Raw genomic sequence first — 14,083 nt, 5'->3', positions numbered from 1 at the left:
TACGGCGGTAGGGGCCCCGCACCTCATGGGTGCGGGGCCCCTACCGCCGTACCGACACACCGTCAGCCGGTGCTGACCACCACCGTCTTGGCGGCCTTGTCGTGCAGACCCTGTTTGTAGGGCTTGTCGAAGAAGCTCCAGCCCCCGCAGATCGCCGTCCACAGACAGGCGCAGCAGAACGCGAACGGCACCCACAGCACGAGGGCGCGCACCAGCGAGGTCTGCGTGGAGGGCGTGGAGCCGTCGTCGAGGTTGGCCACGCGCAGGCCCAGCCACTTCTTGCCCAGCGTGCGGCCGGACCTGGCGGTCATGAAGGTGTCGTAGGCGATGTACAGCACGGCGGCCACGACGGACTGGGCGAGGGACTTGCCGACCTGGACGTCGCCCGCGTCGTACTCGTTGACCCCGAAGCCCCACGTCAGCAACCACACGACGACCGCCACCAGGATCATGTCGATGATCCGCGCCAGCGTGCGCCTGCCGCTGTCGGCGAGCGGGGGCATCCCGGAGAGCGGGTCCGCGGGGTAACCGCCGTAGGGGTCACCGCCGTACGGCCCGCCGCCGAAAGGCGGTTGCTGCCCGCCTCCGTACGGCGGCTGCTGCCCACCCCCGTACGGCGGTGGCTGCCCGCCCGCACCGCCGTACGGACTGTCGTACGGCGAACCCTGCGGGCCCTGCCCCGGCCCGTGCGGCTGCTGCGGGGGCTGCTTCCTGAACGGATCGTCCTCCGGCGGCTCGCCGCCGGAACCGGGGGGCGGTTCGGTCGTCATGGCCCGAGTCGAACGCGAACCGCCCGCCCCCGCATCCGGCGAGCGGCCGTCCGGGGGTACGGCAGCCCTAGCCCGCCACGAACGTGTGCGCCGCCTTGTCGTGCCAGCACTGGCGCCACGGCCTGTCGAACAGGCCCCACACGATGCCGACGATCCCGACGGCGAGGAGACCCGGGACGCTGTAGACGAGCCAGCGGCGCAGGGCGAGGCCGAACGACGGGGGCTGGTGGCCCTCGATGTCCCGCACCTCCAGACCGAACAGCTTCTTGCCCAGGGTCCGGCCCCACCTGGCGGTCGGCAGCGCCTCGTACAGGACGCCGAAGCAGAGCAGGACGGCCAGGACCACGCCGAGGTACGCCGACGTGGTGCCGTCCAGCAGCCAGACCGTGACGGTCTCGCCGGTGAGTTCGGCCGCTTCGATCTTGTCGTTGACGTGCTCGACCGCCTTCAGGCCGAGCGGGACCGCCGCCGCGCCGGTGACGGCCGCGAGGACGAGCGTGTCGACGAGCCGCGCGCCCAGCCTCCTGCCGAGCCCGGCGGGACGTGCCGCCGCCTGCCGGCGGGCGGCGGCCTGGAACACGTCGTCCACCGGCGGCTTCCACGGCGTCACGGGCTGGTCGTCCCCGGAGCCCGCCAGTTGGTGCACCTGCTGCGCCCAGGACTGCTGTCCGCCTCCGGGCCCCGTGGCCATGGGCGCGGCGCCACCGCCCGGTCCGGGCGTCCGGACCCCGTCGGCCTGCTGGGGGAGGCCGGGGGCACCCGGGGCCCCGGCCGGGTGCGGAGCACCGGGGGCAGGCGGCGCGGAGACACCGGGGGTGGCTCCCTGGGGGCCGGAGAGGGGCTGGGCGCCTTGTGCGGGGGCGGCCTGCGGGGCGGGGGCGGCCTGCGGGACGGGCGCGGCGGGGACTGCCTGCGCGGCGGGGGCGCTCTGCGCGGGCACGGCCTGGGCCGCCGCGGCACGGTCGGCTGCGGCCTTGCCCGCGCCGAATCCGGGCGTGCCGGGCACACCGGCCGCGGCGGGCGCACCGGCCGCGCCGCCCGCGGCCGGACCCGCCGCGCCGAAACCGGCACCGGCACCGCCCGGCCCCCCGGAACCCGGCGGGCCGAAGACCCCGGCACCGGCCCCCGCCCCGGGCTCACCGGTGGCACCGGCGGAGCCGCTCGCGCCGCCCACGCCCACGGGCCCCTGGGGGCCGGCGCCCGCCTGGTCCGGGGGGCGCGGGGACGGCGTACGGAAGGTCATCGTGCCCTCGTCCGTGGCCGCGGGGCCCACGGTCGGGCGGCGGGACATGAAGGTGGCGTCCGGCGCGGCGTCGGGCGGTGGTGCCGTGCGGGGGTCCGGGGTCAGGGGGTTGCCCCAGGAGACGCGGCGGTCCTGGTCGCCGCCGAAGCCGGACTGGTGGGAGCGGTCGGCGCCCCACGCGGAGGCCGGTTCGGGCCGGCTGCCGTACTGCCGCGGGTCCTCGTCGAAGAAGTGCGGGCCGGTCTCCTCGACGGAGGGCGGGGCCGATGCCGGGGCGGGGGACGATGCCGGGGCCGGGGACGCTCCCGGGGCGGCGAGCGGTTCGCCGCCGGACGGCGCCGGCCGGCTGGTGCCGGGCACCCAGGAGGCGCCGTTCCAGTACCGGACGTAGCCGGGGATGGACGGGTCCGGGTAGTACCCCTCGCGGGGGCTGTCGTCACCTGGTGCCGGGGTTGGGGCGCTCATGTCCGTCGTCCCGTATCTGCTCGGGGGTGGGATGGGGGCCTCCACATCTATCAGACGGGCGCAACTCCCATCGCCGGTCCGGCCGGACCCACTCCTTTCCGGGCAACGTCGTGCACGCGCCGCACATGTTCGGACCGTCCGCGAAAAAGTTCCCCGTACCCGCGTAACGGTCGAATCCGAAGTCGCTCTCCCGCACGTACGCATCAGCAGCGAGAGGAGAACGGACATGCACCACACCGTGGTGGAACGAGAGCTGGAGTTGCGGCTGGTCCTGTCGCCGGAGCGCAGTGTCGCGGTCCCGGCGCGGCTCGGCTACCGCAGCGACGACCCCTTCGCCGTCCACGTCAGCTTCCACATCGACTCGGAGTGCCCCGTCCACTGGACGTTCGCCCGCGAACTCCTCGTGGAGGGCGTGTTCCGGCCGTGCGGGTACGGGGACGTGCAGGTGTGGCCGGCGAAGGCGGACGGGCACGGCGTCGTCCTGATGGCGCTCAGCTCACCCGACGGCGACGCCCTGCTGGAGGCGCCCGCGGCCCAGGTGTCGGCCTGGCTGGAGCGGACGCTGGAGGCGGTGCCCCCGGGGACCGAGGGCGGGCGGCTCGGCGTCGACGAGGTGCTGGCCGAGCTGCTCGCTCCCCTTCCGGCGGACGACCTGTGGCCGTGCGACCCGTGGCCGTCGGACGGGTCGAAGGACAAGGCGAAGGACGGTGAATGACGGCGCGCGGCTCAGAACAGCTTGCCGGGGTTGAGGATGCCCAGCGGGTCGAAGACCTGCTTGATCCGCTGCTGCATCTCCACGCCGACGGGGCCCAGTTCGCGCGCCAGCCACTCCTTCTTCAGCACGCCCACGCCGTGCTCGCCGGTGATGGTGCCGCCCAGTTCCAGGCCGAGCGCCATGATCTCGTCGAAGGACTCGCGGGCGCGCCGTGCCTCGTCGGGGTCGGCCGCGTCGAAGCAGACGGTGGGGTGGGTGTTGCCGTCGCCCGCGTGGGCGCAGACGCCGATGGTGAGGCGGTGCTTCCCGGCGATGCGCTCGACGCCTTCGAGCATGTCACCGAGGCGGGAGCGGGGCACGCACACGTCGTCGATCATCGTCGTGCCCTTGACCGCCTCGAGGGCCACCAGCGCGGACCGCCGGGCCTGGAGGAGGAGTTCGGACTCGGCGGCGTCCTCGGCGGGGACGACCCGGGTGGCGCCGGCGGCCTCGCACAGCGCGCCGACGGCGGCGAGGTCGGCGGCCGGGTCCGGGGTGTCGAAGGCGGCGAGGAGGAGGGCCTCGGTGGTCTCCGGCAGGCCCATGCGGGTCAGCTCGTTGACCGCCCCGACCGTCGTACGGTCCATCAGTTCGAGGAGGGAGGGGACGTGGCCGCCGGCCATGATGCGGCAGACGGCGTCGCAGGCGGCGCCGGCGGAGGCGAACTCGGCGGCCAGGACCAGCTGCCGCGGCGGCCGCGGCCTCAGCGCCAGGGTGGCGCGGACGACGACGCCGAGGGAGCCCTCGGAGCCGACGAACAGGCGGGTGAGGTCGTACCCGGCGACGCCCTTCGCGGTGCGGCGGCCGGTGGACATCAGTCGTCCGTCGGCGAGGACGACGTCCAGGCCGAGGACGTACTCGGCGGTGACGCCGTACTTCACGCAGCACAGGCCGCCGGAGGCGGTGCCGATGTTGCCGCCGATCGTGCACGTCTCCCAGCTGGAGGGGTCCGGCGGGTAGTAGAGGCCGTGTTCGCCCACCGCGCGGGAGAGCACGGCGTTGACGACTCCCGGTTCGACGACGGCGACGCGGTCGACGGGGCTGATCTCCAGGATGCGGTCCATCTTCGTCAGGGAGAGGACCAGGCAGCCGTCGGAGGCGTTGGCGGCGCCCGACAGGCCGGTGCGGGCGCCCTGCGGGACGACCGGGACGCGCAGCTCGGTGGCGGTGCGCAGGACGTGCTGGACCTGTTCGACCGTGCGCGGCAGCACGACGGCGGCCGGGGTGCCGGCCGGGCAGAAGCTCGCCATGTCGTGGGCGTAGGCGGCCGTGACGTCGGGGTCGGTGAGGACCGCCTCGGCGGGCAGGCCGTCGAGCAGTCGGTCGAGGAGGTTGCCGGTCACCTCGTCGCGAGGGGCTTCGATGCGGCTCATGATCACAGCGTCGCACCCGCCGCCATCGGTGTGAACCCCGTCTGCGGCACCCGGCCGATACCGGCACGCGGTCGTCGCCCTGGCGCACAGTGGGCGCCATGGAGAGCGCTACCGAGACCGCCGACGCCGCTGCCCAGGCCCCTGCCGACGCCGACGCCGCAGCCGCCGAGAGGCGGTCCGGGGCGGGGAGGGCCCGCTCCCGGCCGCGCCGGCGGGTGCTGGCCGGCGCGGTGGCCGGCGGCCTCGTGCTGGGCGGGGTCCTGCTGTGCCTGCCCGGCGAGGAGGCGGGCCGGCCGGCGCCGGGGCCCGCTCCGGGGGCGCGGGCGCAGGCGGCCGTCCGGACCGGGGCGGCGGCCTCGCTGCCCGATCTGGCGGCGCTGATCGGCGAGCGCGAGGCGCGGGTGCGCGCCCGTCCGGAGGACGCCCGTTCCTGGGCGGTCCTGGGCGCGGCCTACGTCGAGCGCGGTCGGCGCACCGCCGACGCCGCCCTCTACCCCAAGGCCGAACGGGCGCTGCGGACCTCCCTGTCGGTGCGTCCCGCGGGGAACACCGAGGCCCTGGTGGGGCTGGCCGCCCTCGCCAACGCCCGCCGGGACTTCCCGGCCGCGCGGTCCTGGGGCGAGGCCGCGCGCGAGCGGGCTCCGAAGCGCTGGACGGTGTATCCGCAGCTGATCGACGCCTACACCGGGCTCGGCGACCACAAGAAGGCGAAGGCCGCGCTGGAGCGGCTGCTGGAGCTGCGCTCGGGACCGGCGGCGCTGGGGCGGGCGGCGGCCGTCTACCGGGACGAGGGCCGGCGCGAGGACGCGGCGGCCGCGCTGTCGGACGCGGCGGCCGGGGCGGCCGTTCCCGCCGAGCGGGCGGCCTGGCTGGAGCGGGCCGGGCAGCTCGCCTTCGAGCGCGGTGACCGGGAGGCGGCGCTGCGGTACTTCCGGGAGGCGGTGCGGCTCGACCCCGACCAGCGGGCCGCGCAGGCCGGGCGGGGGCGGGCGCTGGCGGCGCTGGGCCGGACCTCGCAGGCGCTGGCCGCGTACCAGGAGGCCCTGGCCGGGCAGCCGCTGCCGCAGTACGCGCTGGAGCTGGGCGAGCTGTACGAGTCGCTGGGGATGGCACGGGCGGCGCGCGTGCGGTACGACCTGCTGCGCGAGCGGGTCCGGCGGGAGGCGGCGGGCGGGGTGGACGGGGCGCCGGTGCTGGGCCTGTTCGAGGCCGACCACGGCGATCCGGCGGCGGCCGTGCGGCGGCTGCGCGCCCAGTGGCGGCGCCAGCCGGGGATCGAGGTCGCCGACGCGCTGGGCTGGGCCCTGCACCGGGCCGGGCGGCCCGAGGAGGGCCTGCGGTACGCCGTGATCGCCACCGACCGGGCGCACCAGGGCACGGTGCGCAGCGCGCCGTACCTCTATCACCGGGGCGTGATCGAGTGGCGGTTGGGACGGGAGGGGGCGGCGCGGCGGCATCTGGAGGAGGCGCTGCGGATCAACCCGTACTTCTCCCCGCTGCACGCGCGGACGGCCCGCACGGCGCTGGTGGCGCTGGGCGAGCCGTCGGTGGCGCGGGTGCCGGACTTCTCGTGACCGGCTACCGGTGGTGACCGGTGGCCGGTGGCCGGTGGCCTCTAGAGGTTGCCGCGCTTGGCCTGCTCGCGTTCGATCGCCTCGAAGAGGGCCTTGAAGTTGCCCTTGCCGAAGCCCATCGAGCCGTGGCGCTCGATGATCTCGAAGAAGACGGTCGGCTTGTCCTGGACCGGCTTGGTGAAGATCTGGAGCAGGTAGCCGTCCTCGTCGCGGTCGGCGAGGATCTTCAGCTCGCGCAGGGTCTCGACGGGGACGCGGGTGTCGCCGACCCACTCGCCGAGGGTGTCGTAGTACGAGTCGGGGGTGTCGAGGAACTGGACGCCGGCGGCGCGCATGGTGCGGACCGTCTGGACGATGTCGCCGGTGTTGAGGGCGATGTGCTGGACGCCCGCGCCGCCGTAGAACTCCAGGTACTCGTCGATCTGCGACTTCTTCTTCGCGATCGCGGGCTCGTTGATCGGGAACTTGACCTTGAGCGTGCCGTCGGCGACGACCTTCGACATGAGGGCGCTGTACTCGGTGGCGATGTCGTCGCCCACGAACTCCTTCATGTTGGTGAAGCCCATGACGTCGTTGTAGAACTCCACCCACTCGTTCATCCGGCCGAGTTCGACGTTGCCGACGCAGTGGTCGATCGCCTGGAAGGTGCGCTGGGCGGGCGGCTCGACGATCGGGCTCGCGGCCACGTAGCCGGGCAGGTAGGGGCCGTCGTAGCCGCCGCGCTCGACGAGGGTGTGGCGGGTCTCGCCGTAGGTGGCGATCGCGGCCAGCACCACGGTGCCGTGCTCGTCCTTCAGCTCGTACGGCTCGGCGACCGAGCGGGCGCCGTGCTCCAGGGCGTAGGCGTAGGCGGCGCGGGCGTCCGGGACCTCGATGGCGAGGTCGACGACGCCGTCGCCGTGCTCGGCCACGTGCCGGGCGAGGAAGTGGCCCCGGTCGGTGGCGGGCTTGATCACCGAGGTCAGGACGAAGCGGGCGGAGCCGTTCTCCAGGACGTAGGAGGCGGTCTCGCGGCTGCCGTTCTCCGGTCCGGAGTAGGCGACCAGCTGCATGCCGAAGGCGGTGGAGTAGTAGTGCGCGGCCTGTTTGGCGTTGCCCACGGCGAAGACGACCGCGTCCATTCCCTTCACCGGGAAGGGGTCGGCCTGCCGGGCGGTGTCGGGGGTGTGGTGTGTGGTCTGCGTCATGGCCGAAGCGTCGCGCCACCCCGCAAGGTGCGCAATAGTTCGTCGCACCACTGGTCGTTCTGCTCAGTGGTACGGCGGTCCCGGCGGCTTTTCTGTACAGGGTGACCATCTCGGAGGCGGGCGTGGCGATCGATCATCTGGACGGGCGGATCATCGTGCTGCTGGCGCGGGAGCCGCGGATCGGCGTGCTGGAAATGTCGCGGCGGCTGGGTGTCGCCCGGGGGACGGCGCAGGCGCGGCTGGACCGCCTTCAGTCGAACGGAGTCATCCGCGGATTCGGCCCCGAGGTGGACCCGGCGGCGCTCGGCTACCCGGTCACCGCGTTCGCCACGCTGCAGATCCGGCAGGGTCAAGGCGCCGACGTGCGGGCCCACTTGGCGTCCGTGCCGGAGGTGCTGGAGCTGCACACCACCACCGGCACCGGGGACATGCTGTGCCGTCTGGTGGCCCGCTCCAACGCCGATCTCCAACGGGTCATCGACCGGGTTGTCGGCTTTGATGGCATTGTCCGGGCCTCCACCGCGATCGTGATGGAGAACCCCGTGCCCCTGCGGATCATCCCGCTGGTGGAGCAGGCCGCGGACGATCGGGAAGGGCCGGGCCGGACGACGGGGTGAGGGCGTGTGAGTTTCTGGGAGTACCTGGGCAACCGGCACCAGCAGCTGCTCACCGACGCCTACCAGCACGCCAGCGTCGTCTTCCAGTGCATGGTCCTGGCCACCCTGATCGGCGTGCTGATCGGGGTCGCCACGTACCGCAGCGACTGGGCCGGCGCCCTCGCCACCACGGCCACCTCCACCATCCTCACCGTCCCGTCCCTGGCCATGATCGGTCTGCTGATCCCGGTGGTGGGCCTGGGCGTGCCGCCGACGGTGATCGCGCTGACGCTGTACGGGCTGCTGCCGATCGTGCGGAACTGCGTCGTGGGGCTGCGGGGTGTCGACCCCTCCCTGGTGGACGCGGCCAGGGGCATCGGGATGTCCGGCGTGATGCGGCTGGCGCGGGTCGAGCTGCCGCTGGCCTGGCCGCCGATCCTGACCGGCATCCGGGTCTCCACCCAGATGCTGATGGGCATCGCCGCCATCGCCGCCTACGCCTCCGGGCCCGGCCTCGGCAACGAGATCTTCCGCGGCCTGGCCTCCCTGGGCAGCAAGAACGCGCTCAACCAGGTTCTCGCGGGCACGCTCGGCATCATCGTGCTGGCCCTGCTGTTCGACGCCGCCTACGTCGTCGTCGGCCGGCTGACGATTCCGAGGGGGATCCGTGTCTGAGTCCCACGGCGCCGCGATCGAGCTGGAGAACCTCACCAAGCGCTACCCGGGCAGTGCGGGTCCCGCCGTGGACAACGTGAACATGGAGATCAAGGCGGGCGAGATCGTCATCTTCGTCGGGCCGTCCGGCTGCGGGAAGTCGACGACCCTGAAGATGATCAACCGGTTGATCGAGCCGAGCGGCGGCCGGATCCGCATCGGCGGCGAGGACGTCACCGACATCGACCCGGTGAAGCTGCGCCGCAAGGTCGGTTACGCCATCCAGGCTTCGGGGCTGTTCCCGCACATGACGGTCGCGCAGAACGTCGCGCTGGTGCCGGGGATGATCGGCTGGCCGAAGGGGCGGATCAGGGACCGGGTGGAGGAGATGCTCGACCTGGTCGGGCTGGACCCCGGGGAGTTCCGCCACCGCTACCCGCGCCAGCTGTCCGGCGGTCAGCAGCAGCGGGTCGGCGTGGCACGGGCGCTGGCGGCCGATCCGCCGGTGCTGCTGATGGACGAGCCGTTCGGCGCCGTGGACCCCATCACCCGCGACCACCTCCAGGACGAGCTGATCCGGCTCCAGCACGAGCTGCACAAGACGATCGTTTTCGTCACCCACGACTTCGACGAGGCGATCAAGCTGGGCGACCGGATCGCGGTGCTGCGCGAGCGCTCGCACATCGCCCAGTTCGACACCCCGGAGGCGATCCTCACCAACCCGGCGGACGACTTCGTGTCCGGGTTCGTGGGTGCCGGCGCGGCGCTGAAGCGGCTCAACCTCACGCGCGTGCGGGACGTGGAGATCACCGGGTGTCCGACGGTGACCGTCGACGACCCGCTCCAGACCGTCTTCAACCGGATCCGCTCCAGCGGGACGAACGAGATCCTGCTGCTGGACAAGCGCGGCCGGCCCTACAAGTGGCTGCGGCGCGGCGACCTGATGCGGGCCAAGGGCTCGCTGGCCCGCGCCGGCACGCTGGTGACCGACACGGTGACCCGGGACGCGACACTGCGGGACGCCCTGGAGGCGGTCCTCACCGACAACACCGGGCGGGTCGCGGTGACCGGGCGGCGCGGTGAGTACACCGGGGTCGTCGACATGGAGACGCTGATGAACTCGGTGCACGAACTGCTGGAGGCCGACCGGCTGGAGGCGCTGGAGGCCCAGCACGAACTGGAGGAGGCCCGGGCCGCGCAGACGCACGCGGAGCAGGAGGGCCCCGGCGGGAAGGCTACGGCATGAGCACCTCGGGGCTGGACGACGGCATGAACACCTCCGGGCTGGACGACGGCACGAGCACCTCCGGGCTGGACGACCGGCCGGACCGGGAGGAGCCCCCGGCTGCGCCGCCCGCTCCCGCGCGCCGCCGCATCGGCTGGCCGAAGCTGACCCTGGTGCCCGCGTTCGTGGTCGCGATGCTGCTCGCCACCTGGCTGTGGTTCGCGCAGGCGGACCTGGACACCGTCTCCGAGAACGCGCTGGCCGGCCGGCAGGTGTCCAAGGCGCTGTGGCAGCACATCGAGCTGACGGTGATCTCGACCTTCTTCGTCCTGATCATCGCGATCCCGCTGGGCATCGTGCTGACCCGGCCGGCCTTCCGCAGGGCCACCCCGGTCGCGATGGCGGTCGCCAACATGGGCCAGGCCACCCCCGCGATCGGCCTGCTCGCCCTGCTGGTGATCTGGCTGGGCATCGGCCGCCGGGCGGCCCTGATCGGGATCATCGCCTACGCCGTCCTGCCGGTGCTCTCCAACACCATCGCCGGTCTGAAGGCGAACGACCCGACGCTGCTGGAGGCCGCCCGCGGCATCGGCATGTCCCCGCTCGGGGCGCTCGCCCGCGTGGAACTGCCGCTGGCGGTGCCGCTCATCCTCGCCGGTGTCCGTACGGCGCTCGTCCTGAACGTCGGCACGGCCACCCTGGCGACCTTCGGCGGGGGCGGCGGACTGGGCGTGCTGATCACCGCCGGCATCACCAACCAGCGCATGCCGGTGCTGGTGCTGGGCTCCGTCCTGACCGTGGCGCTGGCCCTGCTGGTCGACTGGCTGGCCTCCCTGGCCGAGGTGCTGCTGCGGCCGCGCGGCCTGGAGGTGGGGCGGTGAGAAGGGTGCCGTGCGCTCTCGCTGTGCTGCTGGTGCTGGCCTCCGGCTGCGGGCTGACCAGCGGTTCTCCCATGGTCGACGACGTCTCCCCCGGCTCGATCGGCAAGGGGGAGCCGCTCAGGGGCGCCGATCTCACCGTGACGTCGAAGTCGTTCACCGAGAGCCTCATCCTCGGCGCGATGCTGGGCATCGCCTTCGAGGCAGCGGGCGCGGACGTCCTGGACCGCACCGGCATCCAGGGGTCCATCGGCGGCCGCGAGGCGATCCGCAAGGGCGACGCCGACGCCATGTACGAGTACACAGGCACCGCCTGGATCACGTACCAGGGCAACAGCGAGCCCATCACCGACCCGCGGCGGCAGTGGGAGGCGGTGCGGGACGCCGACGTGCGCAACGGGGTGACCTGGCTGCCGCAGTCCCGGCTGAACAACACCTACGCGCTGGCGATGAACCGGGCCAACTACGAGAAGTACGGCACGAAGACGCTGTCGGAGGTGGCCGCGCTGTCCCGGTCCGACCCGAAGGCCGTCACGCTGTGCGTGGAGGGCGAGTTCGCCAACCGCGCGGACGGGCTGCCGGGCATGCAGAGGGCGTACGGCATGGACGTGCCGACGGACCGGATCACGCAGATGGACACCGGGATCATCTACACGCAGACGGCGAAGGGGAGTTGCACCTACGGGGAGGTGTTCACCACCGACGGCCGCATCAGGTCCATGGACCTGGTGGTGATGGCCGACGACAAGAAGTTCTTCCCCAACTACAACGCGGCGCCCGTGATCAACACCGAGACCTTCGAGAAGTGGCCGGCCATCGCCGAGGTCGTCGACCCGGTGACCGCCAGGCTGGACAACGCGGTGGCACAGGAACTGAACGCGAAGGTGGACGTGGACGGGGAGGACCCGCATCAGGTCGCGCTGGACTGGATGAAGGCGGAGGGATTCGTGAAGTAGGGGCCTCTTCCGTTCCTGTGGCGGATTTCGTGGGGAACCTGTGATCGGCCTGCACGACTTTCGACTCACACTGCGCGCGGAACTTTCAGAATTGACCGGAAACCGACGCTCCGCTCCGGCCGCCACGTCCTCCGGGCAGTGATCTCAAAGCAGTTGACGCCCGTGATCGCCTGTTGCGCGGGAAGGACATCGGGAGAAAAACACCATCTCGCGGCTACCACGGTGCCCGTTTCCAGCAGCGGCTTTGCGACGAAATCCGCTCACCGGCAGGCTGGGCAAGCGGTGAGATCACCACTCCCCGCGCAATGACTAGCATGAGCCGGTACCCGGATCGGAAAATCACATCTTTCTCGCTTCCGGGCCTGCGGCCGTCGTGTCGGTCGATCCGTTCTTCCTGCTCTCGAGGACCGAGGAACCGCGGAATGCCTCTGCCTGCACCACCCCGTCAGCGTCGGTCAGCTGAACTCCCCCCCACCTCGTCGGCCGTACCCGTGACCGTGCTGCTGCTGGGTGCCGCAGCCGCGGGTACGGCCGTCGCGACGGCCCCCGCCGCGGCCCGCACCTGGACGGTGGTCACGGCTGTGGCCGCTTGGTGCTGCGTGGCGGCCGCCGTCCTCTTCTGCGGCCTGCTGCTGCGGCGGGCCCGCCGGGCCACCGCCGCGGCAAACGCCGAACTCACCCGGCTGACAGCGCTGTCGGCGCAGCAGTCGGCCGAGTCGGCGCACCTGGTGAACGTCACCGTGCCCGCCCTCGTGAGCCGGCTCCGGGACGGCGCGCGGGCGAAGGACGCCCTGGACCAGGTGACGCTGCCCGCCGACGCACAACTGCGCCGCACCGTGGAGACCTTCAGCTCCGCGGTGGAGCAGGTCGTGCAGTACGCGGCGGCCACGGACACCGAACGGCTGCGCGCCCGCGAGGAACTGGCGCAGGTCACCGAAGAGGTCGCGCAGGTGACGCGGTCGGTCCTGCCCGACATGGTCGAGCAGCTGCGGGAGGGCAACTCGGCCGACACCGTGCTGGCCGGGTGGGAGTGGCCGCCCTCCTCCCTGCTGCGGGCACCCGTCGAGGCGTTCGTGCGGGAACTCGCCCGCAGCGAGCGGCGGGCCGCCGCCGCACAGGCCGCCTCCGCGAAGGCCCTGAGCCGGGTCCAGGCCAAGACCGTGAGCATGCTCGCCGATCTGCGCGAGATGCAGGAGCGGCACGGCGAGGAGATCTTCGGCGACCTGCTGAAACTGGATCACAGCACCTCCCAGCTGGGCCTGATGACCGACCGGCTGGCCCTCCTCATGGGCGGCCGGTCCAGCCGCGCCTGGAACAAGCCGATCGTGATGGAGAGCATCCTGCGCGGCGCGGCCGGCCGGATCGCGGCGTACCAGCGCGTGCGGCTGCACTGTTCCACGAACGCCGCGATCTCCGGTTTCGCCGCGGAAGGCGTGATGCACCTGATCGCCGAACTCATGGACAACGCGGCCAACTTCTCGCCGCCCATCGACGAGGTCCACGTGTACGTCGACGAGCACAGCGCCGGACTCGTCGTCACGATCGAGGACAGCGGCCTGAAGATGGCGGACGCGGCGATGCGGCACGCCGAGGAGGCCGTGGCGGGCCACATGACCGACCTCGCCTCACTGCCCGGCACCCGGCTCGGCCTGGCCGTGGTCGGCGGGCTGGCCGTCAAGTACGGCATCAGCGTCAACTACCGGCCCTCGTCCCGCGGCGGCACCGGCGTCGTCGTCCTGCTGCCCCGGCAGCTGCTCGCCCAGCGGCGGGACGCCGCACCGCAGGAGACGGCACACCGGCCCGCCGCGGCGACGCCCGCGCCGGGGTCCGCGCGGGCCACGACGAGCACCGCACAGTCGACGACGGGCGGAGTGTCCATGCCGGGTGAAGAGTCAGTGCCGGGCGGAGTCTCGGGGACCGGCGGAGTCTCGGGGACCGGCGGCCTGCCCGCTCCCGCCGGGCGACCGGCTGCCGCCGCCCCTCCCGCGGCTTCCGCTCCGGCCCCGGCCGCGACTTCGACCCCGGCTCCGGCTCCGGCTCCGACCCCGGTTTCGCCTTCGACTCCGGCTTCGACCCCGGCTTCGGCTTCGTCGGAGGTCCGCGGTCGTGACGCGTCCCGCCGTCCGGCGGCGGCCACGCCGAACGGCCTGCCCGTCCGCGCCCCCGGCCGCACGATGGCCGAGGCCGAGCAGGAACGGCAGCAGCGCAGGACGGCGGCCGACTCCTCCGCGCCGGGCGGCGCACCGGGGCCGACCGCTCCCGTCGCACGCGACGCGGGCTCCCGCTTCGGGGCCTTCCACAGCGGGCGCACCTCCGCCGGCGAAACCGGCCCGTCCGGCACCGGCACCCCACCCGAGCCGCCGGCGGCCCGGTAACCCCACGTCCTTCCCCTCCGGCGCCGGAGCCAT

The 14,083-nt window shown here is 73.2% G+C and carries 12 protein-coding genes; 8 read left to right on the top strand and 4 right to left on the bottom strand.

The window, feature by feature from the left end:
* Window positions 1-62: 62 nt before the first annotated feature.
* Together ACGFQC_RS00360 and ACGFQC_RS00355 are read right to left on the bottom strand one after the other, a co-directional pair.
* Window positions 63-770 (bottom strand): RDD family protein, encoded by a 708-nt coding sequence (locus tag ACGFQC_RS00360; RefSeq protein ID WP_363088532.1) that lies wholly within the window; start codon window positions 768-770, stop codon window positions 63-65.
* A 67-nt stretch (window positions 771-837) separates the two neighbouring features.
* Window positions 838-2,478 (bottom strand): RDD family protein, encoded by a 1,641-nt coding sequence (locus tag ACGFQC_RS00355; protein WP_363088533.1) that lies wholly within the window; start codon window positions 2,476-2,478, stop codon window positions 838-840.
* 226 nt (window positions 2,479-2,704) lie between these two features.
* Between ACGFQC_RS00355 and ACGFQC_RS00350 the strand changes: the two genes are divergently transcribed.
* Window positions 2,705-3,193, top strand: a complete 489-nt coding sequence (locus ACGFQC_RS00350; RefSeq protein ID WP_363088534.1) for an SsgA family sporulation/cell division regulator — start codon at window positions 2,705-2,707, stop codon at window positions 3,191-3,193.
* A gap of 11 nt (window positions 3,194-3,204) precedes the next feature.
* Here ACGFQC_RS00350 and ACGFQC_RS00345 read toward each other — a convergent pair whose 3' ends face one another.
* The gene (locus ACGFQC_RS00345; protein WP_363088535.1) at window positions 3,205-4,611 is read right to left on the bottom strand and encodes an FAD-linked oxidase C-terminal domain-containing protein; all 1,407 of its coding nucleotides are present in this window, start codon (window positions 4,609-4,611) and stop codon (window positions 3,205-3,207) included.
* 92 nt (window positions 4,612-4,703) lie between these two features.
* On the opposite strand from ACGFQC_RS00345, the gene ACGFQC_RS00340 reads away from it, so the two are divergent.
* A complete protein-coding gene (locus tag ACGFQC_RS00340) occupies window positions 4,704-6,179 on the top strand; it encodes a tetratricopeptide repeat protein (protein ID WP_363088536.1) in 1,476 nt (491 codons plus the stop codon).
* Between the two features lie 41 nt (window positions 6,180-6,220).
* Here ACGFQC_RS00340 and hppD read toward each other — a convergent pair whose 3' ends face one another.
* Window positions 6,221-7,366 (bottom strand): 4-hydroxyphenylpyruvate dioxygenase, encoded by a 1,146-nt coding sequence (gene hppD, locus ACGFQC_RS00335; RefSeq protein WP_363088537.1) that lies wholly within the window; start codon window positions 7,364-7,366, stop codon window positions 6,221-6,223.
* A 122-nt stretch (window positions 7,367-7,488) separates the two neighbouring features.
* On the opposite strand from hppD, the gene ACGFQC_RS00330 reads away from it, so the two are divergent.
* The 6 genes from ACGFQC_RS00330 to ACGFQC_RS00305 all read left to right on the top strand — a co-directional run bounded on the left by ACGFQC_RS00330 (window position 7,489) and on the right by ACGFQC_RS00305 (window position 14,050).
* The gene (locus ACGFQC_RS00330; protein ID WP_363088623.1) at window positions 7,489-7,983 is read left to right on the top strand and encodes an Lrp/AsnC family transcriptional regulator; all 495 of its coding nucleotides are present in this window, start codon (window positions 7,489-7,491) and stop codon (window positions 7,981-7,983) included.
* Between the two features lie 6 nt (window positions 7,984-7,989).
* Window positions 7,990-8,637 carry an ABC transporter permease gene (locus ACGFQC_RS00325; protein ID WP_363088538.1) on the top strand — a complete coding sequence of 216 codons (648 nt, stop codon included), beginning with the start codon at window positions 7,990-7,992 and terminating at the stop codon, window positions 8,635-8,637.
* Window positions 8,630-9,862 (top strand): betaine/proline/choline family ABC transporter ATP-binding protein, encoded by a 1,233-nt coding sequence (locus ACGFQC_RS00320; RefSeq protein ID WP_363088539.1) that lies wholly within the window; start codon window positions 8,630-8,632, stop codon window positions 9,860-9,862. Before ACGFQC_RS00325 ends, ACGFQC_RS00320 begins: the two co-directional genes overlap by 8 nt.
* Before the next feature lie 23 nt (window positions 9,863-9,885).
* Complete coding sequence (locus tag ACGFQC_RS00315; RefSeq protein ID WP_363088624.1) at window positions 9,886-10,722, top strand: ABC transporter permease; 837 nt, start codon at window positions 9,886-9,888, stop codon at window positions 10,720-10,722.
* A gap of 71 nt (window positions 10,723-10,793) precedes the next feature.
* Complete coding sequence (locus ACGFQC_RS00310; RefSeq protein WP_363088625.1) at window positions 10,794-11,675, top strand: glycine betaine ABC transporter substrate-binding protein; 882 nt, start codon at window positions 10,794-10,796, stop codon at window positions 11,673-11,675.
* A 422-nt stretch (window positions 11,676-12,097) separates the two neighbouring features.
* A complete protein-coding gene (locus ACGFQC_RS00305) occupies window positions 12,098-14,050 on the top strand; it encodes an ATP-binding protein (protein WP_363088540.1) in 1,953 nt (650 codons plus the stop codon).
* Window positions 14,051-14,083 lie beyond the last annotated feature (33 nt).

It is taken from the genome of Streptomyces sp. NPDC048734 (assembly GCF_043198675.1).
In the GTDB taxonomy this organism is placed as follows: domain Bacteria; phylum Actinomycetota; class Actinomycetes; order Streptomycetales; family Streptomycetaceae; genus Streptomyces.
The sequence above is the reverse complement of the archived record's forward strand: the minus strand, read 5'-3'. Positions and strand labels throughout refer to the sequence as shown.

Excerpts from the sequence above, each read along its gene's own strand:
- ACGFQC_RS00360 (WP_363088532.1), bottom strand. The coding sequence starts at position 770 with ATGACGACCGAACCGCCCCCCGGTTCCGGCGGCGAGCCGCCGGAGGAC.
- ACGFQC_RS00355 (WP_363088533.1), bottom strand. The coding sequence starts at position 2,478 with ATGAGCGCCCCAACCCCGGCACCAGGTGACGACAGCCCCCGCGAGGGG.
- ACGFQC_RS00350 (WP_363088534.1), top strand. The coding sequence starts at position 2,705 with ATGCACCACACCGTGGTGGAACGAGAGCTGGAGTTGCGGCTGGTCCTG.
- ACGFQC_RS00340 (WP_363088536.1), top strand. The coding sequence starts at position 4,704 with ATGGAGAGCGCTACCGAGACCGCCGACGCCGCTGCCCAGGCCCCTGCC.
- hppD (WP_363088537.1), bottom strand. The coding sequence starts at position 7,366 with ATGACGCAGACCACACACCACACCCCCGACACCGCCCGGCAGGCCGAC.
- ACGFQC_RS00315 (WP_363088624.1), top strand. The coding sequence starts at position 9,886 with ATGAACACCTCCGGGCTGGACGACGGCACGAGCACCTCCGGGCTGGAC.
- ACGFQC_RS00310 (WP_363088625.1), top strand. The coding sequence starts at position 10,794 with ATGGTCGACGACGTCTCCCCCGGCTCGATCGGCAAGGGGGAGCCGCTC.
- ACGFQC_RS00305 (WP_363088540.1), top strand. The coding sequence starts at position 12,098 with ATGCCTCTGCCTGCACCACCCCGTCAGCGTCGGTCAGCTGAACTCCCC.